Below are 24,652 nucleotides of genomic sequence, written 5' to 3'. Positions count from 1 at the left end.
GCCACATCCCGTCCACCTCCATGGTGACCCCGGCGCCGGGTCCGTGGGGGGTCCGGCACGGGGGAACGTCCGGCTCAGAGCCCCTTGCGCGCCGCGCCTCCGGCCGGTCGCGCCGGTCGTGCCGTCGTCGTGGTGCGGCGAGTGTCGCGGGCGGCGGACGTGGACATGGGCGGGTTCTCGGTGTGCGGGGTGCGGGGCTGACGGTGGCGGGGCGTGGTCCGCCGGGGTGGGCGGGTCAGGGTGACCTGGCGTACGAGCTGCTGGAAGCAGGCCAGCGAGGCCAGGCCAGGCAAGGCCGCCGCCGAGATGTCGACGATCGTCCTGGGCGCCTGCAACACGCACAGGAGCATGGCGATGGACGAGAAGATCAGCACCACGCTCCAGGAGTGGACGGCGCGGCGCTGGTGCAGCGCGGCCCGCAGCACGGACAGCGAGGCGACCAGCCAGGGACCGTAGACGAGCAGGGGCCACCAGGAGGCGATGCCGCCCTCCACACGGGCCACGGCCACGACACGGAGGGGATCGTAGGCAACCATTCCGCCGAAGACGCTCACCGAGGAAGCGATCACCGCGGTCAGCGCGGCGATGACGTGACTGGCGGCCCGCAGGACGTCCGGGCGCTTGCGTTCCCGGACCTTTCGATGGCGTCGGGCGACCGCCTTCAGGGGAGGCAGTTCCTCCGTGATCGCCTGGAGGTTCTCCAGGGACGCGTTCGGGGCGGGCTCGGCGACCGGTGCCTCGTCGAGTGCGACGGGGATGTCGGGGGTGTCGGGGATGTCCGGCCGGCGCTCCTCCATGGCGTCCTGGAGCATGAAGGCCAGTTCCTCGGCCGGGTCCCAGGTCGCGTCCGGCGGCTCCAGGGGAGAGGTGAAGAACTCCGCCGGACCCCGGTGCCGGCCGGTGCCCGCCCCCTGATATCCGCCGGGGTAGCCGGGATAGTCCGGGTAGCCCGAATAATCTGTCGAATGGCCGGAACGGTGACCGATACGTTCGTCGTACATGACGCGGCCGGTTATTCCGCTCCCGGGAAACGGGACCGTCCCACCGGTCCGAGCCAGCGGCGGGCGAGGTCGGCTTCCAGCATGCTCATCGCGTCCAGGAAATCCCGCAGCAGGGGCTCCGTCACCTTCAGGGCGACGGGGAAACCGCCTCTGGTCAGGGTGCCGTTGACGGTGGCCGACGAGTGCACCGGGGCGGGAAGGTAGGTGTAGGGGCCCAACGCCACCGCGTGCGCGGCCACCGGGTCCTCTCGTTCCTGCCCCCCGAACAGACCCCAGTACCCTTCCCTGGTTGCCTTAGTCATATCTCGACTAACGCCGTCCGACTTTCCCCGGATGCGCGGCAAATGGGTGAAGGAATTCCCTGATTAGCTCTATATGTGCGATGGGATGTCTCATCCGCACAAATGAAGAGACGGGCGTGGGGCGGTGCGCCGCCGTTCGGCGTCCCCCGGCCGCTAGCTAGTGCCGCACCGGACGCCGCTCCTTCACGGGCAAACGTTGCCTGCCGCGGCACTAGCGCGGGATGTGGACCTTCCGCTCCTCGCTCGCCTGGTCGATCTCCGACACCCTTACGGTCGCCTTCATGGTCCAGGTGCCGGGGATGGGGAGGTTGAGGGAGTCGGTGCCCCAGTAGCCGCCCCTGTTGATCAGCGCGGCGTCGATGGGGCCGATGTTCCGTGCGGGCAGGGACAGGGACAGGCGCAGTTCGGGGACGATGGTCAGGCCGCCGTCCGGGCCGTAGACGACGGCCTCCACCGCGTTCTGGCCGACGCGGCCCGGTTCCAGGGTGATCTGCACCTTGCCGTGACCGCCGGGGGTGCCGACGTCGAACGGGATGAACGTGACGGAGGCGCCCGGGACCCCGGACTCGGGCGTGGCCCGGGCCGCCTCGGCGGCCGCGCGGCCCGGCAGGGTGCCGGCCAGCACCGTGGTGAAGACCAGGACCGCGATGCCCACGGCGACCTCGGCGAGCACCGAGCGGCGCAGGGCGCGGCGGCAGACGTCGGGGGCGGACGCGGACGTCTTCGTACCGGGGTCCTCCGCCGGTGCCTTCCCGTCGGACGCGGCCGGGTCCGACGCGGCCGGGTCCGTGTCCGGCGCGTCCGCCGTCACCAGCCGTGCCGTCCAGCGCCGGGAGCGCGCCGCCACGGCCAGCAGCAGTGCCACCGCCACGAGTTTGACCAGCAGCAGCCGGCCGTACTCCGTGCCGGTGAGCGCGGTCCAGGAACCGAGGCCGCGCCAGGACTGGTAGACACCGGTGACCACGAGGACGACGACGGCGCCGAAGGCGATCCGCGAGAAGCGCACCACCGCGGCGGTCAGCGCGGGACCGTCGACGGACGGCGCCGTGGCATCGGCTGCCGCGCTGTCCAGGACCCCCGTGGCGCCGTCCGAGGCCGCCGCAGCCGCAGTGCCCTCCAGGGCCGCGACCGTCGTACGGCCGCCGCTGCCCTCGGAAGCGACCGTGACCGCCGCCTTCGCCCTTGGCGGCGCGTCGCCGTGCGAAGAAGTCCGTCCTGTCTCCGGCTCGTCCGGTGTGGCGTGCTGAAGGGTGGTCAGGAGGGCCGTCAGGCCGCCCAGCCAGACCGCCATCGCCAGCAGGTGCAGCACCGACGACGTCATCGCCACCGGTACCTGGATACCGGCCGAGGCGTGCTCGGATCCCGCCCACGTCAGCGCCAGGGCGAGGGCCAGCGCGGCGCCCGCCGCCAGGATCGCGCGCGAGGGCTTCGCCTCCGGCCGGCGTCGGGACAGCCGTACGAGGAGAAGGGCCACCGGTGCGAGCAGGGCCAGGCGGGTCAGCAGCACCAGGCCGGGGCGGCCGGTCAGCGTGCGGGCGAAGGCCGCGGGGTCGACGGCCGACGCCGGACCGGTCCCGGTCTCGTAGGGCGCCCGCAGCACCAGCAGGGCGAGCGTGGAGGCCAGCAGCGCCCACCAGCCGGCCACCAGCGGCTTGCGCAGCGGGCCCGTGTGCGGCGGGCGGCACAGCAGCGCGAAGGCCGCCGTGCCGATGAGCAGGGCGGCGGCGCCGTAGGAGGTGTAGCGGGCGAGGTCGTAGAGGCCGCGGGTCGTGGGGTTCTCGGCCGGGCCGGTGTCGATCGCGGCCATCGTCGGGGACGGCTTTCCCACGGAGAAGGTGAAGGCGCCGGAGACGGGGTGGCTGTCCGCAGACACCACCCGCCACGCCACGGTGAACGTGCCTTCGCCGAGCCCTCCGGGGAACGCCACCCGGGCCGTGTCCGGACGCCCCGGCGCGTGCTGCGGCTCGCCCGTGCGTACCCGCCGCCCCTCGGGGTCGAAGAGACGGAAGGAGTCGTCGAGCAGGCTGACGGACTCGGTGAAGGACAGAGTGACCCTGCCGGGCGCCGACTTGAGGACGGTTCCGTCGGCGGGGTCCGTGCCCCGCAGGGCGGCGTGGGCCGAGGCGGGTCCGGCGCCGCCGAGGAGGAGCAGGACCAGTACCGCGCCGAGCAGGGTCAGCTTCCCGAGTCGCCGCCGTCGTACGCGTCCACGGCGCCCAGCACCGTCCCGACCCTCGCCCCGCCGTCCGGTCACGTCACTTCTCCGTCTTGGCACTCGCCGGCTTCTGGATGGGTACGGACGAAGGCGGCGTTCTGCTCACCGAGTCTTGCCCACCGGGGATCCCCCGCGTCCTCCGGGGTCCTCCGGCTGCGTCCCGCCGTCCGGCGGGCGACCATCGGGACATGGACGTCACCCTTCACCTCGCCCAGGACCCCGAGGCCGACGCGCTCCTCGGCCGCAGTCCGCTCGCCGCCCTAGTCGGCATGCTGCTGGACCAGCAGATCCCCATGGAGTGGGCGTTCACCGGGCCGGCGACGATCGCCAGGCGCATGGGCACCGACGACCTGGACGCCCACGAGATCGTGGCCTTCGAGCCGGAGACCTTCGCCCGGCTCCTGTCGGACAAACCGGCCGTGCACCGCTACCCGGCGTCGATGGCCTTGGGGGTCCCCCCTGCTCCTGAAGAGCTTGGGGGAGGATCCAGCAGTTGTGCCAGTACCTCGTCGAGCACTACGACAGCGACCCCGAGGCCATCTGGCGGGACGTCGACAGCGGACGGGAACTGCTGCGACGGCTGGAGGAGCTGCCCGGGTTCGGCAAGCAGAAGGCGTCGATCTTCCTGGCACTGCTCGGCAAGCAGCTCGGTGTGCGGCCCACGGGGTGGCGGGAGGCGGCGGGGGCGTACGGCGAGCCGGACTCCCACCGGTCCGTCGCCGACATCACCGGGCCCGAGTCCCTGGCCTGAGTGCGGGCGCACAAGCAGGAACTGAAGGCGGCGGCCAAAGCGGCCAAATCAGCCAAGACGGCCAAGACAGCCGGGGCCGGCAAGGCGGGCAGGACGGCCAAGGGGACGAAGTCCTCCGGGAAGTGACCGGGTGGCGGTGCCCCTGGGTGGGGCCACACCGGACGTCAGCCGACCGGCCGCTCCCAAGTGGCTCTGGACACAGGCCCGTTCGCAGCATGGACCATGACCGAGCCACCGAGCAGCGGCGCTTGGCGGCCTCGGATGGCGCCACGGCGCCGCCGAGGAGGAACCAGGCGAGCGATCTCCGACACCCCTTCATCGCCGGGATCGTGCTGATCGACTCCCCGCCGGCGTCGGCCGCGGTGCTCGGCTGGTGGTGGTCGGCGTCTTCGAGATCGTCACCGCCTTCCGCATCCGCGGGCACGCCGAGCGCGTTCCCCGTACCGCGTGAACTGTTGTCCACAGCCTGTGCACAACCTCCGAGCGGCGCGGGCTCCCGATCCGAGCGCTCCCGGCATGATCTCCGCCGTCGCTCATCTCCGGCATCTTCAGCAGCTCAGGCAACTCCGTCACCGGCTCCGCCCCCCGTTCCCGGTTCGCCCGGTTTTGCCGCGGCATTTCCAGCGCCGCACTCCGGTGGCCGGGCTGCGCCCGGAAGGTCTGGGCCGGTAGGCTCTCCGTGTGATCTTCAAGCGCATCGGAAACGGCCGGCCGTACCCCGACCACGGCCGGGAGAGCACCCGGCAGTGGGCGGACGTCGCGCCGCGCCCGGTCCGCCTCGATCAGCTCGTGACCACCAAGCAGCAGCTCGACCTGGAGACCCTCCTCGCGGAGGACTCGACGTTCTACGGCGACCTCTTCGCGCACGTCGTGAAGTGGCAGGGCGACCTGTATCTGGAGGACGGCCTCCACCGCGCGGTGCGGGCGGCGCTCCAGCAGCGGCAGGTGCTGCACGCGCGCGTACTGGAGCTGGACTGAGCCTTCGGGCTTCCGGGCTTCCGGGCCACCCTCCGGGCCGCCGTCCGACGACGGTTTGGACCTTTTGGGTTCTGCTGAGCGGTCACGAATGATCATCTAGTAGGAATCACCGCTCACGCGCACTACGCTGCGCCCATGAGCATGCTGACTCCCCCCGGCATGGGCGGGAAGTACCGGATCACGGGGAACAGATACCCGCGGATGCGCAAGCCCCGGCGGCGCGGCAGGCTCGTGTTCCTGGCCGCCGCCTCCGTCGCGGTGGTGGGCGTGATCGGCTGGGGCACGTGGCAGCTCATCGACGTCTTCACCGGCGGCAGCAAGGCCTCGGCGGCCGAAGCCGGCGGCGACTGCTCGACCAAGGCGTCGCCCGCGGCGAGCCCGTCGCCGACGAACGCGGCCCGGGCGCTGCCCAAGCCGGGCCAGATCACGGTCAACGTCCTGAACGCCACGCCCCGCAGCGGCCTGGCCAAGCAGACGGCGGACGAGCTGAAGAAGCGCGGCTTCCGCATCGGCCAGGTGGGCAACGCGAGCGAGGAGTTCGACAAGAAGGTCAAGGGCGCCGGACTGCTCCTCGGCCCGGCGTCCTCGCTGAACACCTCGCTGCCCGTCCTCGCCACCCAGCTCGCCGGGGCGGAGAGCCGCGCCGACACCCGCAAGGGCACCGACGTGGACCTGATCATCGGCACCGGTTTCAAGGCGCTGACGCAGCCGGCGGCCGCCGACGAGGCCCTGACCGCCCTGACCGCCCCGCGGCCGGAGCCGACCACGCCGAAGAGCGGCTGCTGAGTTCCGCGGCCTGCCGGTGGCGGGCGGCCGCCGGCAGGCCGACCGGACGTGCCCCGGCTGAGGGGCTTCGGACGGTGAGCCGGGGCTACTCGGCGGCGCCGTACATCCGGTCGCCCGCGTCTCCGAGGCCCGGGACGATGTAGCCGTGCTCGTTGAGGTGTTCGTCGACCGAGGCCGTCACCACGGTCACCGGGGTGCCCGCCAGGTCGCGCTCCATGACGGCGACGCCCTCGGGGGCGGCCAGCAGGACGACCGCGGTCACGTCGTCGGCGCCGCGCTTGATCAGTTCCTGGATGGCCGCGACCAGCGTGCCGCCGGTGGCGAGCATCGGGTCGAGGACGTAGACCTGACGGCCGGAGAGGTCCTCCGGCATGCGCGTGGCGTACGTCGAGGCCTGGAGCGTCTCCTCGTTGCGGATCATGCCCAGGAAGCCCACCTCGGCGGTCGGCAGCAGCCGCACCATGCCGTCCAGCATGCCGAGGCCGGCCCGCAGGATCGGAACCACCAGGGGCCGCGGGTGGGAGAGCTTGACGCCGGTGGTCGCGGCGACCGGCGTGTTGATGTCGACCTGTTCGGTGCGCACGTCGCGGGTCGCCTCGTAGGCGAGCAGGGTGACCAGTTCGTCGGCGAGCCGCCGGAAGGTCGGGGAGTCGGTGCGGCGGTCGCGCAGCGTGGTGAGCTTGTGAGCGACCAGCGGGTGGTCGACGACGTGGAGACGCATGGGCCAAGAGTAATCGGGCCCCGATCCGGCCCGCCCGCCCGCTTCCCCCTGGGCGGCGGCCCGGCCGCACCCCCCGCCACCGTGCGCCGGCGTGGCATCAAACCCGCCGTCGGGGGGAAAGTGGGAGGGACGGACTGGGGTGGTGAGCCGATGCCTGAACGGGAACGGGAACCTGGCAAGGACCCGTCGCGGCGCGCGCGGCGGGAGACGGCGGATCTCCCGGAGACGGCCGGCGCCGTGGACGCCGACGCCGAACGGCGCCGCCGCCGGGCCCGGTTCCTGCGCGACCTCGCCGAGGCGCGGGCCCTGCGCGACCGTGTCCAGCCCCGCCGCGCCAGGACCGCCCGGCTGCGGCACGCCATGCGCATGCGCACGTTCCGCTGGTAGGACGCCACCTGCACCCGCACGGACGCCTCCGACGGTGGGTGTGCGTGGCCGCCGGGGGAAAGCCGCGTACGATCCGCTGGTGGCGGCAACGAGTGCGCTGGTGAGTCCTTTACCGGTGTGCGGTCAAAACTGCTGGACACAGGGAGCCGAAGACGTCCCCTGAAGGCCTTGTTTCTGCCACGATTCCGAGTGGGTGGGGCTCGGAGCCCAGCTCCCCCGCCCACAACCTCCGCCGGGGGGACCCCCAACCGGCACGCCTATGACCAGTGGGAGAGTCACGGTGTACTTCGCCGCACTGCTCGCGCGCACCGAAGACGGGTGGGAAGCGAGCGACACAGAGCTCGACGATGTGGAGACGCTGGCCGACCTGGCCGAGCTGGCCCGGGAAGCCTCGACCGACGACGACACGGTGCTCGTCCTGATCGAGCAGGAGGACGCCTGGTTCGGCGTGGTCCGCGTGGACGGCGAGGACGACCCTCGTATCTACGTCTCGGACGCCGCCGCAGCAGCCCGCAGCTCGTACGGCGAGATCCTGCTCACCGACGAACTGCTCGGCCGGGAGCCGGGCGACGACGGCCCCGACCTGGACTCCCTCGACCTCGACGGCACGGAGGAGGGTGAACCGGCGTCCGCCGAGGACGAGGAGGAGGAGGAGTCCGGCGAGGCCATCACGCACAGCCCGCTGGGCGACGGCGCGATCCTCGACGATCTGGGAGTCGGCCCCAGGGAGCTGCGCACCCTGGACCCGGACGACGCCCTGAACTCCATCGCCGAGGCCCTGGGTGCCTCGGAGGTCCTGGAGACCGTCCGCTGACCGGGCCGGACGCGCTGCGCACGAACGGGACCCCGGACCCGGCCGAGGTCCCGGACCCCGTGCGGGACCCCTGGCGGGCCGCGATGCGGCTCGCGCTGGACGAGGCCGGGCGGGCCGTCCCCGGCGGGGACGTGCCCGTCGGCGCGGTCCTGCTGGCCGGCGACGACACGACCGTGCTCGGCGTCGGCCACAACGAGCGGGAGGCCACCGGCGACCCGACCGCCCACGCGGAGGTGCTCGCCATCCGGCGGGCCGCCGCGAGGACCGGGCAGTGGCGGCTGTCGGGCTGCACGCTGGTGGTCACGCTGGAGCCGTGCACGATGTGCGCCGGAGCCATCGTGCTGTCCCGGGTGGACCGGGTGGTCTACGGCGCCCGCGACGAGAAGGCCGGCGCCGCCGGCTCCCTGTGGGACGTCGTACGGGACCGGCGGCTCAACCACCGACCCGAGGTGATCGAGGGCGTGCTCGCCGAGGAGTGCGCCACGCTGCTGACCGACTTCTTCCGAGGCCGCTGAACCCCGGCCGCCGGACGGGACGGAAACGGATTTCGGACCACGGCCCGGTGTGCTGTAAGGTCTCCCTCGGTAGCGTGTCCGAGCGGCCGAAGGAGCTCGCCTCGAAAGCGAGTGTGGCGCAAGTCACCGAGGGTTCAAATCCCTCCGCTACCGCTTCAGAAGGGCCCCGTCCGACAGGACGGGGCCCTTTGTGCGATCATCTACAGCGCTCGGGCCGGACGGTACCGGTCTACAGGCAACTCAGCGACCGGGAAATCGCCGACAGGGGGAGGCCGCGATGGCGATGAACGCCAAGAGGATCGTCGTCTATGTGGTCGTGGTCTTCGTGCTGTACGTGATCATCACGGACCCGAAGGGGGCCGCGGGCTACGTCGAGATAGGGTTCGAGGGCATCTCGGACGCCGCCAAGGCCATAGGCGAATTCATGACGTGGGCCGCCAACGGAGGAAAATGATGATCCGCCACCTGGTCCTCTTCAAGCTGAACGAGGGCGTCGAGCGGGACGACCCGCGCGTCGTCGCCGGGGCCGAGGCCTTCCGTGCCCTCGGCGGGCAGATCGAGGACCTGCGCTTCTGGGAGTGCGGCTGGAACGTCAGCGACCGGCCCATCGCGTACGACTTCGCGATCAACTCGGCGGTCGAGGACGCGGACGCGCTGCGCCGGTATCTGGAGCATCCGGCCCATCAGGCGGGCGTGGCCCAGTGGCGCGAGTTCGCCACGTGGGTGATCGCCGACTACGAGTTCTGACGGCCCGTACCTTCTCAGCCTTACGGCCGTACGGCTGCACGCTCGGCCCCGCATCGGAACGGTGCGGGGCTTTTCGACGTCTTATGCCCTATTCCATCCCTCAACACGTGCATATGCGGTGCTTGAACACGATGCACCTGTCTTGTGATGCTATGACCGCTTTTGACGGATGAGTTGATCGACGAAGAGGTGGCGTTGACCGTGTCGGCCAGGACTGCGCCGCCCCAGGATCCCGTCTCGGCCCCGGCCCCGGCCGCCCCGACTCCGGCCACCCCGACCCCCGCCGCGGCCGCCACCACGGCCACGGACCCGACTGCGACCCCCGCCCCCACCCCCACTTCGACTCCGGATCCGGCCCCGGCTCCCGAGAAGCGGCGCGGTGCCGACACCCGCGCCCTCACGCAGGTGCTCTTCACCCAGTTGAAGGAGCTCGAACCCGGTACGTCCGAGCACTCCCGCGTGCGCGGGGCGCTCATCGAAGCGAACCTTCCGCTCGTGCGCTACGCGGCCGCCCGCTTCCGCTCCCGCAACGAGCCGATGGAGGACGTCGTCCAGGTCGGCACCATCGGGCTCATCAACGCCATCGACCGCTTCGACCCGGACCGGGGCGTGCAGTTCCCGACCTTCGCGATGCCGACGGTCGTCGGCGAGATCAAGCGCTACTTCCGCGACAACGTCCGCACGGTCCATGTCCCGCGCCGGCTGCACGAGTTGTGGGTGCAGGTGAACAGCGCCACCGAGGACCTGACGACCGCCTTCGGACGCTCCCCCACGACCGCCGAGATCGCCGAGCGGCTGCGCATCAGCGAGGAGGAGGTGCTGTCCTGCATCGAGGCCGGACGCTCGTACCACGCGACCTCCCTGGAGGCGGCCCAGGAGGGCGACGGGCTGCCCGGGCTGCTCGACCGGCTCGGCTACGAGGACCCGGCCCTGGACGGCGTCGAGCACCGCGACCTCGTCCGCCATCTCCTCGTCCAGCTCCCCGAACGGGAACAGCGGATCCTCCTGCTGCGCTACTACAGCAATCTGACCCAGTCACAGATCAGCGCGGAGCTCGGCGTCTCCCAGATGCACGTGTCCCGGCTACTCGCCCGTAGCTTCCAGCGATTGCGATCCGCAAACAGGATCGAGGCGTAACCGGCACGAGCGAATCGCCCATCAGGGCGGTTCCCGACATCTTCGGGCAGAAAAGCCGTCAGACCCCTTCTTTCCAGGGCTGATTCGGATCTGACTTGTCGACAAGTCCCTACAGCGCGTTGCCGACATGTGACATTCTGCGGGAAGCGCGTTTGCCGTGGCTTCGGCTCCGGTATTCAGGTGAGGGCTGCGTTCTCCTCGTCAGAGAGCGTGGCCGCGACCGTCCCGCGACCCAGAGGGGGTGGCATGTCCGCAGACCAGGGCAGCTCCAAGGTGCTGACGCTCACGAAGAGCGAGACGCCCTCCCCGGCGCTCGAGCCGCTCGACGCCCTCGACGACGTGGCGGCCCTGGAGGCCGCTCCCGCCCCGGCTGTTCCGGCCGCGTCGGCCCTGCCGGCCTCGGAGACCATCGACACCCGCACCCTGTCCCGCTCCCTGTTCCTGCGGCTCGCCGCACTCGACGAGGACAGCCCGGAGCGCGCCTACGTCCGGGACACCCTGATCGAGCTCAACCTCCCGCTGGTCCGTTACGCGGCGGCCCGCTTCCGCTCGCGCAACGAGCCGATGGAGGACATCGTCCAGGTCGGCACCATCGGCCTGATCAAGGCGATCGACCGCTTCGACTGCGAGCGGGGCGTGGAGTTCCCGACCTTCGCGATGCCGACGGTCGTGGGCGAGATCAAGCGCTTCTTCCGCGACACCTCGTGGTCGGTGCGCGTGCCCAGGCGCCTTCAGGAGCTGCGTCTGGCGCTCACCAAGGCCAGCGACGAGCTCTCCCAGAAGCTGGACCGCTCCCCGACCGTCACGGAACTGGCCACCGTGCTGGGCGTGTCGGAGGAGGACGTGGTCGACGGCCTCGCGGTCGGCAACGCGTACACCGCCTCCTCGCTGGACTCCCCGACCCCGGAGGACGACGGCGGCGAGGGCTCCCTGGCCGACCGCCTCGGCTACGAGGACACGGCGCTGGAGGGCGTGGAGTACCGCGAGTCGCTCAAGCCGCTGCTGGCCAAGCTGCCGCCCCGGGAGCGCCGGATCATCATGCTGCGCTTCTTCGCCAACATGACCCAGTCGCAGATCGGCGAGGAGGTCGGCATCTCGCAGATGCACGTCTCCCGGCTGCTGACCCGGACGCTGGCGCAGCTGCGGGAGGGGCTGATCAACGACTGATCCGCACGGTCCGGCGCGTCCCGCCCGGCGGGGCGCCGGACGTGCGTCGGGCAGCACGGCGCGAAGCCGTGGTGATGTCGACTCCTGGCCGCCGAGGCGCCCTTGCGGGCGTGTCGGCGGCCGCGGTCCGTCCGGGAGCCGTTTCCCGGCCGCGCACGGGGCGGCGGGGCCGGCGGAGTCGTACGGGAGGAGTGGTTCGCCCTACTTGAGTGCGAGCCAGGCGACGGCCGCGACGACCGCGACCAGGACGACGACACCGACGATCAGGCCGGTGCGCGGGCCGGAGGAGGCCTGCTGCTGGGTGCTCTGAGGGGGCGCATCGTCGACGAACGCGCGGAACATCTGGGTGCTGCCGGCGGGGTCGTAGTTGCCCTGCGGGCCCTGGGTGTTAGCCATGGCCCGAGACCCTAGCGAAGACGCTGCCGCCGCCCAAGCGCGGGGCCCCGCACCTGACTTGACGGGAGCCCCCGAGAAGGACGGCCGAAGGGCTCCCGGACGCCGCCGGGGACGCTTCGCGGTCACGGACCTGCGGACCGCACCTCACCTGCGGATTTACATTAGCCAATACTTGCCTTTGCCAACTTTTTGCGCCGCCAGGCCCTGATTTGTTTGCCTGCGGCAACCAACCACCTCTACGGTTGCCCAGAGCAACGAATTCGGGGAGGTGTGATGGCCGAGCAGGCGCAGTACGAAGAACTCGCGCGTCAGCTCAGTGCCGTCGGAGCCGTGAAACGGGACATGGGGCGGATACTGCCACCCCACTGCCCGGCCGGCTCGGCCGCCGTGCTGACCCTGCTCGGCCGCCACGGGGACATGCGCATGAGCAGGCTCGCCGAGCTGCTCGCCGTGGACATGTCGGTGACCAGCCGGCATGTCGCGCACGTCGCCGCGCGCGGCTGGATCGAGCGGATCCCGGACCCCGCGGACAAGCGTTCGCGCATCCTGCGCCTGACGCCCGCGGGGCTCGACCAGCTCGACGAGCTGACCCGGCGCAGCACCCGCCTGCTCAGCGAGCGGCTGAGCGACTGGACCGACGACGAGGTCGGCCAGCTGATCCGGCTGATGACGCGCCTGCGCGACAGCTTCGGCGACTGCCGTTCCGCTCCGGCCCGGCTCCCCGCGCCCGTTGCCCCCGACACCACCCGTACACCCGCAAGCACGTAAGAAAAAGGAAGCCCATGGCAACGACCACACCAGCCGGTGTGCGGGCTCACGCCAAGCACGGGGGAGGCTCCTCCGGCAGCGCTCCGATGACGCACCGGCAGATCATGGAGGCGCTCTCCGGGCTGCTGCTCGGCATGTTCGTGGCGATCCTGTCGTCCACGATCGTCTCCAACGCGCTGCCGCACATCATCGGTGACCTCGGCGGCGGCCAGTCCGCCTACACCTGGGTGGTCACGGCCGCCCTGCTGTCGATGACCGCGGCCACTCCCCTGTGGGGCAAGCTCGCCGACCTCTACAGCAAGAAGGCGCTCGTCCAGATAGCGCTCGTCATCTTCGTCCTGGCGTCGGCCTGCGCGGGCCTGTCGCAGAACCCGGCCATGCTGATCGCCTGCCGTGTGGTGCAGGGCATAGGCACCGGCGGTCTGTCCGCCCTCGCCCAGATCGTCATGGCCGCGATGATCTCGCCCCGCGAGCGCGGCCGTTACTCCGGCTACCTCGGCGCCACCTTCGCCGTGGCCACCGTCGGCGGCCCGCTGCTCGGCGGTGTCATCACCGACACCTCCTGGCTGGGCTGGCGCTGGTGCTTCTACGTCGGCGTGCCCTTCGCGGTGATCGCGCTGATCGTCCTGCAGAAGACCCTGCACCTGCCCGTGGTGAAGCGGGAGGTCAAGGTCGACTGGGGCGGCGCGTTCCTGATCTCCGCCGCCGTGTCGCTGCTGCTGATCTGGGTCACCTTCGCCGGTGACAAGTACGCCTGGCTGTCCTGGCAGACGTACGCGATGGTCGCCGGTTCGATCGCCCTCGGCCTGCTGTTCGTGCTGGTCGAGTCCAAGGCCAGCCAGCCGATCATCCCGCTGCGGCTGTTCCGCAACCGCACCATCACGCTGGCGTCGCTCGCCTCGCTGTTCGTCGGTATCGCGATGTTCAGCGGCACCGTCTTCTTCAGCCAGTACTTCCAGCTCGCCCGGGACAAGTCCCCGACGATGTCGGGCGTCATGACCATCCCGATGATCGGCGGTCTGTTCGTCTCCTCCACCGTCTCCGGGCAGTTCATCACCCGGACAGGCCGGTGGAAGGGCTGGCTGGTCAGCGGTGGCGTGCTGGTGACGGCGGGTCTCGGCCTGCTCGGCACCATCCGCTACGACACGGAGTACTGGAAGACGGCCGTCTTCATGGCCCTGCTGGGTCTCGGCATCGGCATGATGATGCAGAACCTGGTGCTGTGCACGCAGAACCAGGTCGCCCCGAGCGACCTCGGCTCGGCCAGCTCCACGGTCACCTTCTTCCGCTCCCTCGGCGGTGCGGTCGGCGTCTCCGCGCTCGGCGCGGTGATGGCCCACCGGATCACCGACTACGTCAAGGACGGCCTGGCCGATCTCAGCCCGAAGTACGCGGCCGCCCTGTCCGCCTCCGGTTCGAGCGACAGCATCCCGGACATGAACGCGCTGCCGAAGCCGCTGCGCACGGTCATGGAGAGCGCCTACGGGCACGGCATCGCCGACATCTTCCTGATCGCCGCGGCGCTGGCGGCGGTGGCCTTCCTGATCTCGCTGTTCATCAAGGAGGTCCCGCTGCGGACCAAGGGCGGGCTGGCGCAGAACGCCGAGGCCGAGTCGGCGCCGGTGGACCCGGCCGCCGCCCCCGTCGTCGCCGAGGCCCTGCCCTCCGAGGCCGCGGGCGGCTCCGCCGGGGAGCAGGTGCCGAGCTGGGCGACGGCCGCCTCCCCCGCCGGGGACGCCGGGACCGGTCCCGAGGGCACGCAGCAGCCGGCCGCCGTCGCCACGGCGACCCCCGGTGAGCCGGGTGCGGGTGCCGGCGGCGGGATCCCGGTGCACGGCTTCGTCCGAGGCGCGGAGAGCGCGCCGGTGCCGCGGGCCGCGGTCACGCTGATCTCGCTGGCGGGCCGCCAGCTCGGCCGGTCGGTCGCGCAGGCCGACGGCGCCTACACGGTGGACGCGCCGGGTGCGGGCTCCTACGTCCTGATCGCCTCCGCCGACGGCTTCCAGCCGCAGGCGTCCACGGTGGTCGTGGGCGGCGAGCCGGTGGCGTACGACATCCTGCTCAGCGGCACCAGCGGGCTGGGCGGCGTGGTCCGCGCCGCCGGGTCCGGGCTGCCGGTGAAGGACGCCATGGTGATCGTCACCGATGTCCGCGGCGACCTGCTGGCCACCGGGACCACCGGGGACAGCGGCGAGTTCTCCTTCGCCGAACTGGTGCCGGGCGCGGTGACCGTCGCGGTGAACGCCGCCGGGTACCGGCCGCGCGCGCTGCCGGTCGAGGTCGGCGGCACCGGGGTCACCCGGGTCGAGATCGACCTGGAGGCCGGGGCGCAGCTCCAGGGCGTGGTCCGCGCTCCGCACGGTCCCCTCGCGGACGCCAGGGTGACCCTGGTCGACGCGGCGGGCAACGTGGTCGGCACGTCCACCACCGGCGCGGACGGGGCGTACGCCTTCACCGACCTGAACGGCGGTGACTACACCGTCATCGCGACGGGCTACCCGCCCGTGGCGACCGCCCTGACCGTCACCGGACGCGGTGTCGACGACCACGACATCGAGCTCGCCCACCCCGGCGAGTAGCCCCGGGCCAGGGTGCCCATGAGGCCCGGGCGGGATCCCGGGTCACGGTCCGGCCCGTGGCGGGGCGCGCTCCGAGGGGAGTCGCGCCGCGCCGCGGGCCGGTCGCTTTCCGACCATTTGGCAAGGCTGTGCAGGGAGAAAACGGGATGGGACTGACCGCGAGGATCCGCACCCGCGACGGATGGGCCGTGTCGCACGCGGTCGTCACGATGACCGACATGACGGGCTCGCAGGTGCTGCGGGCCGAGGCCGACGCGGAGGGCGCCGTACGGGAGACGACGGCGCTGGCACCGGGCGCGTACACGGTGATCGTCACGGCGGTCGGGTACGCGCCCGCGGCCTCCAGCGCGATCGTCACCGCGAGCGGCCGGGCCGAGGTCGGCACGGTGACGCTGGCCCGGCAGGGCGGCACCGAACTGCCCCCGCCGGGACCGTGGACCATCGACCCGGCGCACTCCTCGGTCGCCGCGGTCGCCCAGCACCTGGGGATCTCCAGCGTGCACGGCCGGTTCACGGACTTCGCCGGCACCGTCGAGATCGCCCCCGACGACGTCACCAAGTCCCGGGTGGAGGCGGTCATCCGTGCCGGCTCCATCGACACCGGCAACGGCATGCGCGACAGCCACCTGAAGTCCGCGGACTTCCTGGACGTCGAGCGGCATCCGCAGATCACCTACCGCTCCACCGGTGTGACCGCCGCCGGCTCCGACCGCTGGACCGTCCACGGCGAGCTGGGCATGCGCGGCGTGGTCCGCCCGGTCGACCTCGACCTCGCCTACCTCGGCACCGGCGCCGACCCCTGGGGCGGCACCCGCGCGGCCTTCCGCGCGACGACCGAACTGCGCCGCGAGGACTTCGCCATGAACTACAACCAGGTCCTTCAGGCCGGCATCGCGGCCATCGGCACCACCCTGCGGGTCGAACTGGACATCCAGGCGGTCCAGGGCAGCGCACTCCCCGCGGCGTAGTCGGCGTGATCCACCGCACCCGCGTCCCGCCCTACCGGCCGCCCGCCGGGGGGCGGCCCTGGTCCGTGACGCGGGAGACCAGGTCGGCGGCCAGGTCGCGGAGCTTGGTGTTGCGGTGCTGGGAGACACGGCGCAGCCGCTCCAGGGCCCGGCCCGCGTCGACCCGTTCCCGTGCCATCAGGACGCCGATCGCCTGGTCGATGACGCCGCGGGACAGCAGCGCCGTGCGCACGTCGGGCACGGCGGCCCGGTCGCGTTCGAGGCGCAGGGAGAGGTCGACGGCGTCCGCGGCGCGGGCGGCGAAGGTACGGGCCTCGTGCCGCCCCGCCCCGAGCGCGTCGGGCTCGGCGCCGTAGAAGTTGATCGCGGCGCCCGTCTCGCCGGTCACGACGAGCGGGAGCGCCAGGACGCACCGCACCCCGACGGACAGCGCGTACGGCGTGTACGCGGGCCAGCGGGTCTCGGCGGCCAGGTCGGGCGCGTACTGCTCGACGGCGGTCTCGGCGGCGGTGACACAGGGGCCGTCGCCGTTCTCGTACTGGCGCAGGTCGAGGCCGCCGGGCAGGCCGCCGCTGCCCGCCAGGGTCAGCAGCCGGTCGTCGCGGCGGACGGTGATGCTGCACGCGGCGGCGCCGGGCACGTCCTCGACCGCACGGTCGGTCAGATCACGCAGCAGCGTGTCGAGACCGCCGCTGCGTACGATCGCCCGCTCCAGCGGGTCAGGGGTCGTCTCGGGGCTCATGGGGTTGCGTTTGTCCCCCTGCCGCCGATCAACTCATGGTCGCTCATGTGGCGTTGTTCGCATCGACGATCCGGCGGGCAAGGTCGCGCAGCTTGACGTTCTCCCGCTGCGAGGCGCGCACCAGGCTGTCGAAGGCCTCCGCCGCGTCGATGTTCAGGCGCTCCATGAGGATGCCGGTGGCCTGGCCGATCAGGTCCCTGGTGCGCATCGCCTCGGTGAGCTGCTCGCGCACGGTCACCGAGTCCAGGGCGAGGCTGACATGGGCGGTGAACAGCCGTCCGACGCGTGTGGCGGCGTCGTCGAAGACGCCCGGCTTGCGGGCGTAGACGGTGAGCACGGTCAGCCGCCGCTTGTCGGCGCGCAGCCGCAGCGCGAGCGCGGAGCGCAGGCCCAGGCCGGCCAGCGACGCGCCGCCGTCCTCGGCCTCACTGTCCGTCAGGTGCACGACGGGCGCATGCCACAGGTGATCCCAGTACGGCTCCGGACCACCCCCGTCGGCGTCACCGGACGCCTCGGCGGTGCGCACGACCTCGTCGGTCCAGGCGACCGCGCTGCGGCCGCTGCCGCGCTCCAGCACCGAGATGCCCGCGTGCTCGGCGCCCGGCAGCAGGCCCACGGCGAGCCGTACGGCGGTGCGCATGGTGCTGTGCGGGGTGGCCGTGTCGTGGAGTTGCTGAGCCGCCGTCGTCAGTGCTTCGGCCAGCTCAAGGTCCCCCGGAAAACGGGGCAATTCAGAAAAGTCGGACGCAGGCACCACGAACCTCTTCGGCATGCACGGCCACACGGCCATGCGCAGGAGAGCTCCGCAGCACATTCCCGACTGCGAGCACAGGACGAACAGAACTTTATCTCGTCCCTGACAGCAGGTTCCGCCTGGTTGACGCTCGGCCGCTGTCCCCGAGCCGACGTCGAAGACGCCGTCGGCGCGGGGCAGCGCCTAGGCTGCGGGTATGGCACCGGACATCGCGACCAACACCCGCGTCTCGCTGGATGAGCTGCTGGACTTCGTACGCCCCCGCCACCGCGCCCTGCTGCTGACCCGGCGCTCCGACGGCAGCCCGCAGGCCTCACCGCTGACCTGCGGAGTCGACGACTCGGGGCGGATCGTGGTCTCCACCTACCCGGAGCGGGCCAAGACCCGCAACGCCAAGCGGGACGAGCGGGTCGGCATCGTCGTGCTGAGCGACGAGTGGAACGGGCCGTGGGTGCAGATCGACGGCACGGCCGAGGTGATCGACGCGCCGGACTCCGTGGAACCCCTGGTGGAGTACTACCGCAACATCGCGGGCGAGCACCCGGACTGGGACGAGTACCGGGAGGCGATGGTCCGGCAGGACAAGTCGATCATCCGCATCACTCCGCGGCGCTGGGGTCCGGTGGCGACGGGCGGCTTCCCGCCCCGTCTCGCGCCGCGCGACGCGTAGTCGGCCGCACGCGTAACCGGCGGGCGGGCGCGGTCGGCCGCACGAGTAGGGGGCGGCGGGCGTGGTCAGCCATGCGGGTGGACAGTCGCGGGCGCGGTCAGCCACACGCGCCGGTCAGCCACGGGCGCGCCTGGCCACCCGTGTGGTCAGCCGCGGGCGACCATCGCCTCGATGCCGGCGACCAGCAGGTCCAGGGCGAAGGCGAAGTCGCGGTCCAGCATCTCCCCGACCGTGTCGCCGCCGCGGGCCGCCATGAGGATCGCGGACTCCCGGAGCACCTCCGCGGCGTCCGGGGCGCGGGTCGCCGCGCTCATCGCGTGCCGGAAGTAGTCGTCCGGGGCCATGCCCGCCTCGGCGCAGCGGGCCACGAAGTGGCCCTCGATCGTGCCGTAGCCGTACACGAACTGGAGGACGGCGGAGATCGCCCCCGCGAGCCGCTGCTCGGGCAGCCCGGTACGGCGGATGATCCGCTGCACCGTGCCCGAGAAGGCGAGCGAGTTCGGGCCGATGTTGAGGAACGTCCCGGCGAGCGGCGACAGCCACGGGTGGCGCACCAGCAGCGCCCGGTACTCGGTGGCGAGCCGGCGCAACTGCTCGCGCCAGTCGGCCTCCTCGTCCGGCTCGGGCAGCCGCAGCTCGCCGAAGGCGGCGTCGAGGGCGAGTTCGAGCAGGTCGTCCTTGGTGTCGACGTACCAGTACACGGACATGGCCGTCACGTTCAGCTCGGTGGCGAGCCGGCGCATCGAGAACTTCGCCAGCCCCTCCGCGTCCAGCAGCCGCACCGTGGCCCCGGTGATCCGCTCCCGGTCGAGACCGGACGGCTGCCCGCCGCGCCCGCCGCGGGGTGCCTTGCCCTCCAGCCAGACGCTGGTCCGCGCCGCGCCCTTGGCCCCCTGGGCTGCCTTCACCATGGCGCACCTTCCTCGAACTCCTGAACCGCCGGCCGTACCGGCGCGCCCGCGGGGCGCGCGGGGCGGTGCCGCACGAGGGGCCCTAGTGGGCCACCACCAACCCCGAGTCTGCCCGCTCGGCCCGGCGGAGCAACGCGGCGGCCAGCAGGCCGCCGAGCAGCACGGCCGCCGCGCCCACCAGCTGGCTGGTCCCGAGCCCGGCGGAGAACGCGTCGGTCACCTGCTTCCGCTCCGCGGCCGACCCCGCCGCGGCCAGGGCAACGGGCAGGGACACCGCCGCGAACCGGGAGTTGAGCACCGCCCCGAGGACGGCCACCCCGAGCCCGTTGCCGAACTCCGCCAGCGTGCCGTTGATGCCCGCCCCGACACCCGCCTTGGCCGGCGGTATCGCGCTCATGATGGCGTGGGCCATGGCCGGGTTGGCGATCGCGCAGCCCGCGCCGATGAGCAGCAGCCCCAGCAGGGTGCCGCCGTACCCGCCGGAGGCGAGCGTGGCGATCGACACCAGCCCGCCGGACATCAGCACCATGCCGAGACCGACCGCCGCCGGGGTGCCCAGCCGCGTGGTCCACCGGGCCGCGAGTCCGGTGAAGTTCAGCGCCACCACCGCCAGGGCCAGCGGCGCGGTGCGCAGTCCGGCCTCCAGGGGGCCGTAGCCGAGGACGAACTGAAGGTGCTGGGTGAGCAGGAACAGCGCGCCGCCCATGCCGAAGGTGATCAGCACCGCCCCGGCGACCGCGCCCGTGAAGCGGCGGTCGCGGAAGAAGTGCATGTCGAGCATGGGGTACGGGATCCGGTTCTCGTAGAACGCGAAGAGGGCCAGGACCACCACCGCCACGGCCGCCGCGACCAGCACCCGCGTCGCCGTCCAGCCGTGCGCGGGGCCCGAGATGATCGCGTACACCAGTGAGGTCATGCCGACCGTGGACAGCAGCGCGCCGAGCAGGTCGGGCCGGTCGCCTCGGGGGTTCCTGGACTCCGGGACGAGGACGAGGACCGCGACCAGGCCCAGCAGGGCGACCGGCAGGTTGATCAGGAAGATCGCGCCCCACCAGAAGTGGTTCAGCATGAAGCCGCCGATCAGCGGGCCGATCGCGAAGCCGAGGGCGTTGACCGCGCTCCAGATGCCGATGGCCTTGGGGTGCTCGTCCGGAGTGAAGATCTGCATCGCCACGGCGAGCGTGGTGGTCAACAGCAGCGCGCCGCCGACGCCCATGCCCGCGCGGGCGGCGATCAACTGCCCGGTGGAGTCGGCGAGCGCGGCGGCCAGTGAACCGAGGCCGAACAGGGCCAGCCCCGCCACCAGCATCTTCTTGCGGCCGTACCGGTCGGCGGCGCTGCCCGCGGTCAGCAGCAGCCCGGACTGCACGAGCGAGTACGCGTTGATCATCCACTGGATGTCGGAGGTGGCCGCGCGCAGCTCACGGGTGAGGGACGGGATCGCGACGTTCAGGACGGTGTTGTCCAGCAGCACGGTGAGCTGGGCGAGGCAGATGACGCCGAGGATCAGCCAGCGCTGGGGGTGGCCCTGGGCGGCCGGGGAGGAGGTCTGCTCCGGCGAGGTCGTCGACATGCTATACACCGTATAGGGCCGTCTGCGCGACGTTCCAGCGGCGCGGGAGGCAACGCACAGACGGCAACGGCGGGGCGGCGAACGGGTCTCTACAGCGCGGCGGAGGGGCCTCAACGACGCGGCGGACGGGCCTCAACGGCGCGGAGCGGGGCGTCCCCTCACGCGGCGGGCTTGATCAGGTAACCGGCCCCCCGCCGGGTGTGGATCATCGGTTCCCGGCCGGCGTCGATCTTGCGCCGCAGGTAGGAGATGTACAGCTCGACGACGTTGGCCTGCCCGCCGAAGTCGTACGACCAGACACGGTCCAGGATCTGCGCCTTGCTGAGCACGCGCCGCGGGTTGCGCATCAGGAAGCGCAGCAGCTCGAACTCGGTGGCGGTGAGGTGGATGTCCTCCCCTCCCCGCGACACCTCGTGGCTGTCCTCGTCGAGGCTGAGGTCGCCGACCACGAGCACGGAGGCGGAACGCCGGTCGGCGGCGCCCGAGCGCCGGATCAGCCCGCGCAGCCGCGCCACGACCTCCTCCACTCCGAACGGCTTGGTGACGCAGTCGTCCCCGCCCGCGGTCAGCCCGGCGACACGGTCCTCGGCGGCGTCCTTGGCGGTCAGGAAGAGGACGGGCACGCCGGGCAGTTCGCCGCGCAGCCGGCCCAGGACGGTGAGCCCGTCCATGTCGGGCAGGGTCATGGACAGGACGACGGCGTCGGGCCTGAACTCGCGCCCGGTCCGGACGGCGCCCTGCCCGTCCCGCGCGCTGCGGATCTGCCAGCCCTCGTAGCGCAGGGCCATGGACAGCAGATCGGTGATCGACTGCTCGTCGTCCACCACAAGCACCCGGACGGGGCTCCCGTCCGGCCTCAGCAGTTCGGTGTGCCCCTGGGGCGAGATCGTGGTCATGGGGACACCCTTCAGGGGGCCTCTGAGAGCAGACTTTCACCTGTCTGTGATTTCTCTGAGAAACCCACAGGCGGCTCTCAGGAAGAGCCTGGGAGACACATGTCCCGACCGCGGCGCCCCCGATGCCCCCGGCGGCCCGGAAGTCCCCTTCGTGGCACGGCACTTCCGTCCCGCAGGCTTCAGAACAAGCCGTCCTGCAGCCCGTTCTCCGCATCTGCCGGATTCCGCAACTCCCGTACGGGCACGGTGAGTGCGACGCTCCGGGCGGGCCGCAGCTCCCAGCCGGCCATCAGCCGGGTGTCGAGCACGACGACCCCGCCGCCGGCGGCCAGGTGCAGATCGGGACCGGCGGCCGCGACCAGCTCGCCGCTCACCACCCCGCCCGCGACGAGTTCGGTCACCACGCCCACGGCGGCCGGCAGACCGTTCAGCCCGAAGATCCCGGCGTGGTCGACGGGCCGGAAGGGCTCCCGCTCCAGCGACTCCGGCCAGCCGCCGAGCGCGGTGGCCCGCGCGTGCAGTTCTTCGACCTCTACGGCCCGCTCCGCCTCGGTCACCGGCAGCGCGGACCGTACGGCCCGCTTCTCGGCGTACGGAATCCGGTCCGGGACCCCGAGCGCGGCGCGCAGCAGCTCCTCGGTTCGCCGCGCCGCCATGAGCGGACCCGCGCCGAGCCAGCTGAAGCAGACGGCCCCCTGCTCGAGCAGCCGCGCCGAGCCGCGCTCGACGGCCGTGATCCCGGCCTTGACCATGCCGGGCCCGAACCACGCCAGATATACGTGGTAGGGCCGGGGGTCGTCCGCGAACGTGTCCGCGGCCACGGAGTGCGCCCGGTCCAGCCGAGCACATTCCTCGCACCGCGCTCCCGCGCTCCGCCCCGGCACCGCCGCCCGGAGCGGACACGCGTGCCCTCGTGCTCCCACGCATGTCCGTACTCCCCCTTCCACGACCTCGAAGGCCACCCGCTTTCCCCAGGGCAGCGCACTCGGCCGGCCGCCGTCCCACACCAGCACAGGACCGTCCGCGGACCACCGCAGCCCCGAGCACTTCCACACCCGCGTCATCCCTCACGAGATTACGGCGCCCCACTGACAACGCCCCGGCTGCGGGCGCGGACCGCCCGGCGGTCCTCGCGACGGACGTCCCGCGGTCAGTCGCCTGCCGGTCAGCCGTCGTCGGACGGTCAGTCGTCATCGGACGGTCAGTCGTCGTCGGACGGTCAGTCGTCGTCGGACGGCCCACGGCGGCCGTAGAAGTCCTCCCATGCCTGCCGCTGGATCTCGTCGGCGTCCGCGAGGAGCTTGTCCAGGGGTTGCGCGGCCTCCGCGGGGGCGGGGGGAATCCGCGTGAGCTTGTCGTAGAGGTACTCGCAGGCTTCGGCTTCGGTGCCGAAGCGCCGCAAGACACTGTCCTGGGAGCGTTGGCGCAGGCCGACGATCCAGGCATCCGCCTCACGGCGCAGGAAGTAGTAGGCGTCCGGCTGCACGGGGACGTCGTGGACGCCGGCGATGTCGTAGAACGCCTCGGGCACGTCCGCTTCGCGGAGTCTTTCGACGAGCTCTGCGCTGTCCATGGGGTTCGTGCGGGTCAGGTCACCGGCAAGGCGTCCAGGTACTTCGCGTTGACGAGGTCGGAGACCGACGTTTTCGTCACGTACTGGAGACCGAGGCCGGGCTGGCCGAACCAGGGCCTGATCGGGCCCGCCTCGACGGTGAACGGCCTGCGGACCCTGTACAGGTGGTAACTGTACGGATAGCTGTTGACGTAGGTGTCGAGGTTGCTCGGCGGAATCGCGCGCTTGGCGAACGGCGTGCCAGCCGGCGCGAGGAAGTTGCCGAAACCGCTGCCGAAGAGGTCGACCAACTGGCCCTTGCGAAGCGTCAGGGGACGCTCGTCCGGCTTGCCGTTCTTCAACACGAAACCGTTGTTGTCGGGATACCACCAACCCGACTTGCCCGACTGGGGATCCGTCTGCCAGTAGCAGCCGAGGAACCAGTACGCCGAGGTGTGGTCGGTGCGCTGATAGCCCCTCAGCATCCGGCCGAGGGCCCCGCTCTGGGGGAGGTACTTCGGTCCCAGGCGCCAGTCGCCGAGGTAGTAGCGCTGGAATTCCGTCTGCGGGGCGGTGTTGGTTCCACGGCTGCGATGCGTGGTCGGGCAGTGCGCGGCGTTCCTGCCACGGACTTGGTCGGCCTGGGCCGTGGCAGGTGAGATGCCGATCAGCAGGAGGAGCGATGCGAGGGCGCTCCCCACCAGAGCGCGCAGTACGCGCATGCGGTGTCCCTTCTCTGCCGGCGCCGACGAGGCGCCGTGTGAGGGCAGGCAGCCGATACGGTGACCGGCCACCGGCGTCATCGTGATGCGGGGCTCATTTCATGCGCGGCACGCGCTTCCCGGGGCGAAGGCATCGCGAACGGTCACCCGAACCGACGAGCACAATCCCTCGGACAGCCGAACACCGGAGACGGCCGAGGTGGTGCGATCATGCCGACGACGCGCACTGCGAGTGGCTAGGCTCCGGCCATGGGAGCAGCGCGGTCGGGTGAGCCCGCGGGCAGACGGAGCTTCGGGAGCCGATGGCAGGCGGTCCGCGGCGGACTGGTCGTACGGCCGTGGGTGTTCTTCAGCTGGCTCGTCCTCGCCGCCTTGGTGCCGGCGGCGCAGCACTGGGTGCCCCAGCCGTGGTCGGCGGCCGCCTATCCGATCGCCTTGATCGTCGCCCTGTGGCTCCTCAACCGGTCAGCGCCCAGGAACTGAGCCCACCGGTTGCGGTCGGGCATACGGTCCAGACAAACGCCAGAGGCCCTGTGGATCACTCCACAGGGCCTCTGATCAACTGTGCACTCGGCAGGATTCGAACCTGCAACCTTCTGA

27 protein-coding genes, 1 tRNA gene and 1 pseudogene are annotated in these 24,652 nt (G+C 71.9%); 16 read left to right on the top strand and 13 right to left on the bottom strand.

Annotation, left to right across the window (positions count from 1 at the left end):
- Positions 1-74 precede the first annotated feature (74 nt).
- The 3 genes from ACIP4X_RS27100 to ACIP4X_RS27090 all read right to left on the bottom strand — a co-directional run bounded on the left by ACIP4X_RS27100 (position 75) and on the right by ACIP4X_RS27090 (position 3,482).
- Positions 75-1,001 (bottom strand): hypothetical protein, encoded by a 927-nt coding sequence (locus ACIP4X_RS27100; RefSeq protein WP_391458913.1) that lies wholly within the window; start codon positions 999-1,001, stop codon positions 75-77.
- An 11-nt stretch (positions 1,002-1,012) separates the two neighbouring features.
- On the bottom strand, positions 1,013-1,303 hold the full coding sequence (locus ACIP4X_RS27095; RefSeq protein WP_358731982.1) for a hypothetical protein: 291 nt from the start codon (positions 1,301-1,303) through the stop codon (positions 1,013-1,015).
- A gap of 211 nt (positions 1,304-1,514) precedes the next feature.
- Positions 1,515-3,482, bottom strand: a complete 1,968-nt coding sequence (locus tag ACIP4X_RS27090; RefSeq protein WP_391459037.1) for a copper resistance protein CopC — start codon at positions 3,480-3,482, stop codon at positions 1,515-1,517.
- A 224-nt stretch (positions 3,483-3,706) separates the two neighbouring features.
- On the opposite strand from ACIP4X_RS27090, the pseudogene ACIP4X_RS27085 reads away from it, so the two are divergent.
- The 3 genes and pseudogenes from ACIP4X_RS27085 (at position 3,707) to ACIP4X_RS27075 (ending at position 6,033) form a co-directional block, all read left to right on the top strand.
- A pseudogene (locus ACIP4X_RS27085) lies at positions 3,707-4,395 on the top strand (HhH-GPD-type base excision DNA repair protein).
- A gap of 555 nt (positions 4,396-4,950) precedes the next feature.
- Positions 4,951-5,247, top strand: a complete 297-nt coding sequence (locus tag ACIP4X_RS27080) for a type II toxin-antitoxin system VapB family antitoxin (protein ID WP_004943146.1) — start codon at positions 4,951-4,953, stop codon at positions 5,245-5,247.
- A gap of 159 nt (positions 5,248-5,406) precedes the next feature.
- Positions 5,407-6,033: a LytR C-terminal domain-containing protein gene (locus ACIP4X_RS27075; RefSeq protein WP_391459039.1), complete on the top strand. Its 627-nt coding sequence runs from the start codon at positions 5,407-5,409 to the stop codon at positions 6,031-6,033.
- Between the two features lie 85 nt (positions 6,034-6,118).
- On the opposite strand, the gene upp is transcribed toward ACIP4X_RS27075, so the two are convergent.
- A complete protein-coding gene (upp, locus tag ACIP4X_RS27070) occupies positions 6,119-6,754 on the bottom strand; it encodes a uracil phosphoribosyltransferase (protein ID WP_358731984.1) in 636 nt (211 codons plus the stop codon).
- Between the two features lie 150 nt (positions 6,755-6,904).
- Here upp and ACIP4X_RS27065 point away from each other — a divergent pair, with 150 nt between their 5' ends.
- The 8 genes from ACIP4X_RS27065 to ACIP4X_RS27030 all read left to right on the top strand — a co-directional run bounded on the left by ACIP4X_RS27065 (position 6,905) and on the right by ACIP4X_RS27030 (position 11,521).
- On the top strand, positions 6,905-7,141 hold the full coding sequence (locus ACIP4X_RS27065; protein WP_326803178.1) for a hypothetical protein: 237 nt from the start codon (positions 6,905-6,907) through the stop codon (positions 7,139-7,141).
- Between the two features lie 280 nt (positions 7,142-7,421).
- Positions 7,422-7,955 carry a hypothetical protein gene (locus ACIP4X_RS27060; protein ID WP_401351072.1) on the top strand — a complete coding sequence of 178 codons (534 nt, stop codon included), beginning with the start codon at positions 7,422-7,424 and terminating at the stop codon, positions 7,953-7,955.
- 83 nt (positions 7,956-8,038) lie between these two features.
- Positions 8,039-8,470: a tRNA adenosine(34) deaminase TadA gene (gene tadA / locus ACIP4X_RS27055; protein ID WP_401351070.1), complete on the top strand. Its 432-nt coding sequence runs from the start codon at positions 8,039-8,041 to the stop codon at positions 8,468-8,470.
- 68 nt (positions 8,471-8,538) lie between these two features.
- Positions 8,539-8,623, top strand: a tRNA-Ser gene (locus ACIP4X_RS27050).
- A 124-nt stretch (positions 8,624-8,747) separates the two neighbouring features.
- Positions 8,748-8,924, top strand: coding sequence for a hypothetical protein (locus ACIP4X_RS27045; RefSeq protein ID WP_141359968.1), 177 nt, complete (start codon positions 8,748-8,750; stop codon positions 8,922-8,924).
- Positions 8,924-9,217: a Dabb family protein gene (locus ACIP4X_RS27040; protein WP_401351068.1), complete on the top strand. Its 294-nt coding sequence runs from the start codon at positions 8,924-8,926 to the stop codon at positions 9,215-9,217. Before ACIP4X_RS27045 ends, ACIP4X_RS27040 begins: the two co-directional genes overlap by 1 nt.
- A 201-nt stretch (positions 9,218-9,418) precedes the next feature.
- Positions 9,419-10,354: a SigB/SigF/SigG family RNA polymerase sigma factor gene (locus tag ACIP4X_RS27035; RefSeq protein WP_391458918.1), complete on the top strand. Its 936-nt coding sequence runs from the start codon at positions 9,419-9,421 to the stop codon at positions 10,352-10,354.
- A gap of 246 nt (positions 10,355-10,600) precedes the next feature.
- A complete protein-coding gene (locus tag ACIP4X_RS27030; protein WP_358731988.1) occupies positions 10,601-11,521 on the top strand; it encodes an RNA polymerase sigma factor SigF in 921 nt (306 codons plus the stop codon).
- 201 nt (positions 11,522-11,722) lie between these two features.
- Here ACIP4X_RS27030 and ACIP4X_RS27025 read toward each other — a convergent pair whose 3' ends face one another.
- Positions 11,723-11,917 (bottom strand): hypothetical protein, encoded by a 195-nt coding sequence (locus ACIP4X_RS27025; RefSeq protein WP_199836732.1) that lies wholly within the window; start codon positions 11,915-11,917, stop codon positions 11,723-11,725.
- Between the two features lie 273 nt (positions 11,918-12,190).
- Between ACIP4X_RS27025 and ACIP4X_RS27020 the strand changes: the two genes are divergently transcribed.
- From ACIP4X_RS27020 to ACIP4X_RS27010, 3 genes are all read left to right on the top strand, one after another.
- Positions 12,191-12,685: a MarR family transcriptional regulator gene (locus ACIP4X_RS27020; protein ID WP_358731990.1), complete on the top strand. Its 495-nt coding sequence runs from the start codon at positions 12,191-12,193 to the stop codon at positions 12,683-12,685.
- 14 nt (positions 12,686-12,699) lie between these two features.
- Positions 12,700-15,264, top strand: coding sequence for an MFS transporter (locus tag ACIP4X_RS27015; RefSeq protein WP_401351041.1), 2,565 nt, complete (start codon positions 12,700-12,702; stop codon positions 15,262-15,264).
- Between the two features lie 146 nt (positions 15,265-15,410).
- Complete coding sequence (locus ACIP4X_RS27010; RefSeq protein WP_391458927.1) at positions 15,411-16,232, top strand: YceI family protein; 822 nt, start codon at positions 15,411-15,413, stop codon at positions 16,230-16,232.
- A 31-nt stretch (positions 16,233-16,263) separates the two neighbouring features.
- Here ACIP4X_RS27010 and ACIP4X_RS27005 read toward each other — a convergent pair whose 3' ends face one another.
- Positions 16,264-16,974 (bottom strand): GAF and ANTAR domain-containing protein, encoded by a 711-nt coding sequence (locus tag ACIP4X_RS27005; RefSeq protein ID WP_401351039.1) that lies wholly within the window; start codon positions 16,972-16,974, stop codon positions 16,264-16,266.
- A 43-nt stretch (positions 16,975-17,017) separates the two neighbouring features.
- Positions 17,018-17,746 (bottom strand): GAF and ANTAR domain-containing protein, encoded by a 729-nt coding sequence (locus ACIP4X_RS27000; protein WP_358732149.1) that lies wholly within the window; start codon positions 17,744-17,746, stop codon positions 17,018-17,020.
- 178 nt (positions 17,747-17,924) lie between these two features.
- On the opposite strand from ACIP4X_RS27000, the gene ACIP4X_RS26995 reads away from it, so the two are divergent.
- Positions 17,925-18,398, top strand: coding sequence for a PPOX class F420-dependent oxidoreductase (locus tag ACIP4X_RS26995; RefSeq protein ID WP_358731998.1), 474 nt, complete (start codon positions 17,925-17,927; stop codon positions 18,396-18,398).
- A gap of 146 nt (positions 18,399-18,544) precedes the next feature.
- Here the strand turns inward: ACIP4X_RS26995 and ACIP4X_RS26990 are convergent, their stop codons facing one another.
- The 6 genes from ACIP4X_RS26990 to ACIP4X_RS26965 all read right to left on the bottom strand — a co-directional run bounded on the left by ACIP4X_RS26990 (position 18,545) and on the right by ACIP4X_RS26965 (position 24,052).
- A complete protein-coding gene (locus tag ACIP4X_RS26990) occupies positions 18,545-19,309 on the bottom strand; it encodes a TetR/AcrR family transcriptional regulator (protein WP_358732000.1) in 765 nt (254 codons plus the stop codon).
- 82 nt (positions 19,310-19,391) lie between these two features.
- Complete coding sequence (locus ACIP4X_RS26985; protein ID WP_358732002.1) at positions 19,392-20,882, bottom strand: MFS transporter; 1,491 nt, start codon at positions 20,880-20,882, stop codon at positions 19,392-19,394.
- Between the two features lie 158 nt (positions 20,883-21,040).
- Positions 21,041-21,778, bottom strand: a complete 738-nt coding sequence (locus ACIP4X_RS26980) for a response regulator transcription factor (RefSeq protein WP_358732003.1) — start codon at positions 21,776-21,778, stop codon at positions 21,041-21,043.
- A gap of 179 nt (positions 21,779-21,957) precedes the next feature.
- Positions 21,958-22,842, bottom strand: coding sequence for a DUF2797 domain-containing protein (locus ACIP4X_RS26975; RefSeq protein WP_391458935.1), 885 nt, complete (start codon positions 22,840-22,842; stop codon positions 21,958-21,960).
- A gap of 155 nt (positions 22,843-22,997) precedes the next feature.
- The gene (locus ACIP4X_RS26970; RefSeq protein ID WP_391458937.1) at positions 22,998-23,351 is read right to left on the bottom strand and encodes a hypothetical protein; all 354 of its coding nucleotides are present in this window, start codon (positions 23,349-23,351) and stop codon (positions 22,998-23,000) included.
- 14 nt (positions 23,352-23,365) lie between these two features.
- Positions 23,366-24,052, bottom strand: a complete 687-nt coding sequence (locus tag ACIP4X_RS26965; RefSeq protein WP_391458939.1) for a glycohydrolase toxin TNT-related protein — start codon at positions 24,050-24,052, stop codon at positions 23,366-23,368.
- A gap of 249 nt (positions 24,053-24,301) precedes the next feature.
- On the opposite strand from ACIP4X_RS26965, the gene ACIP4X_RS26960 reads away from it, so the two are divergent.
- On the top strand, positions 24,302-24,535 hold the full coding sequence (locus tag ACIP4X_RS26960) for a hypothetical protein (RefSeq protein WP_391458941.1): 234 nt from the start codon (positions 24,302-24,304) through the stop codon (positions 24,533-24,535).
- Positions 24,536-24,652 lie beyond the last annotated feature (117 nt).

It is taken from the genome of Streptomyces sp. NPDC088817 (assembly GCF_044750345.1).
Classification (GTDB): Bacteria; Actinomycetota; Actinomycetes; order Streptomycetales; family Streptomycetaceae; genus Streptomyces.
Note: the sequence above shows the minus strand (reverse complement) of the source record. Positions and strands in the feature narration are given on the sequence as shown.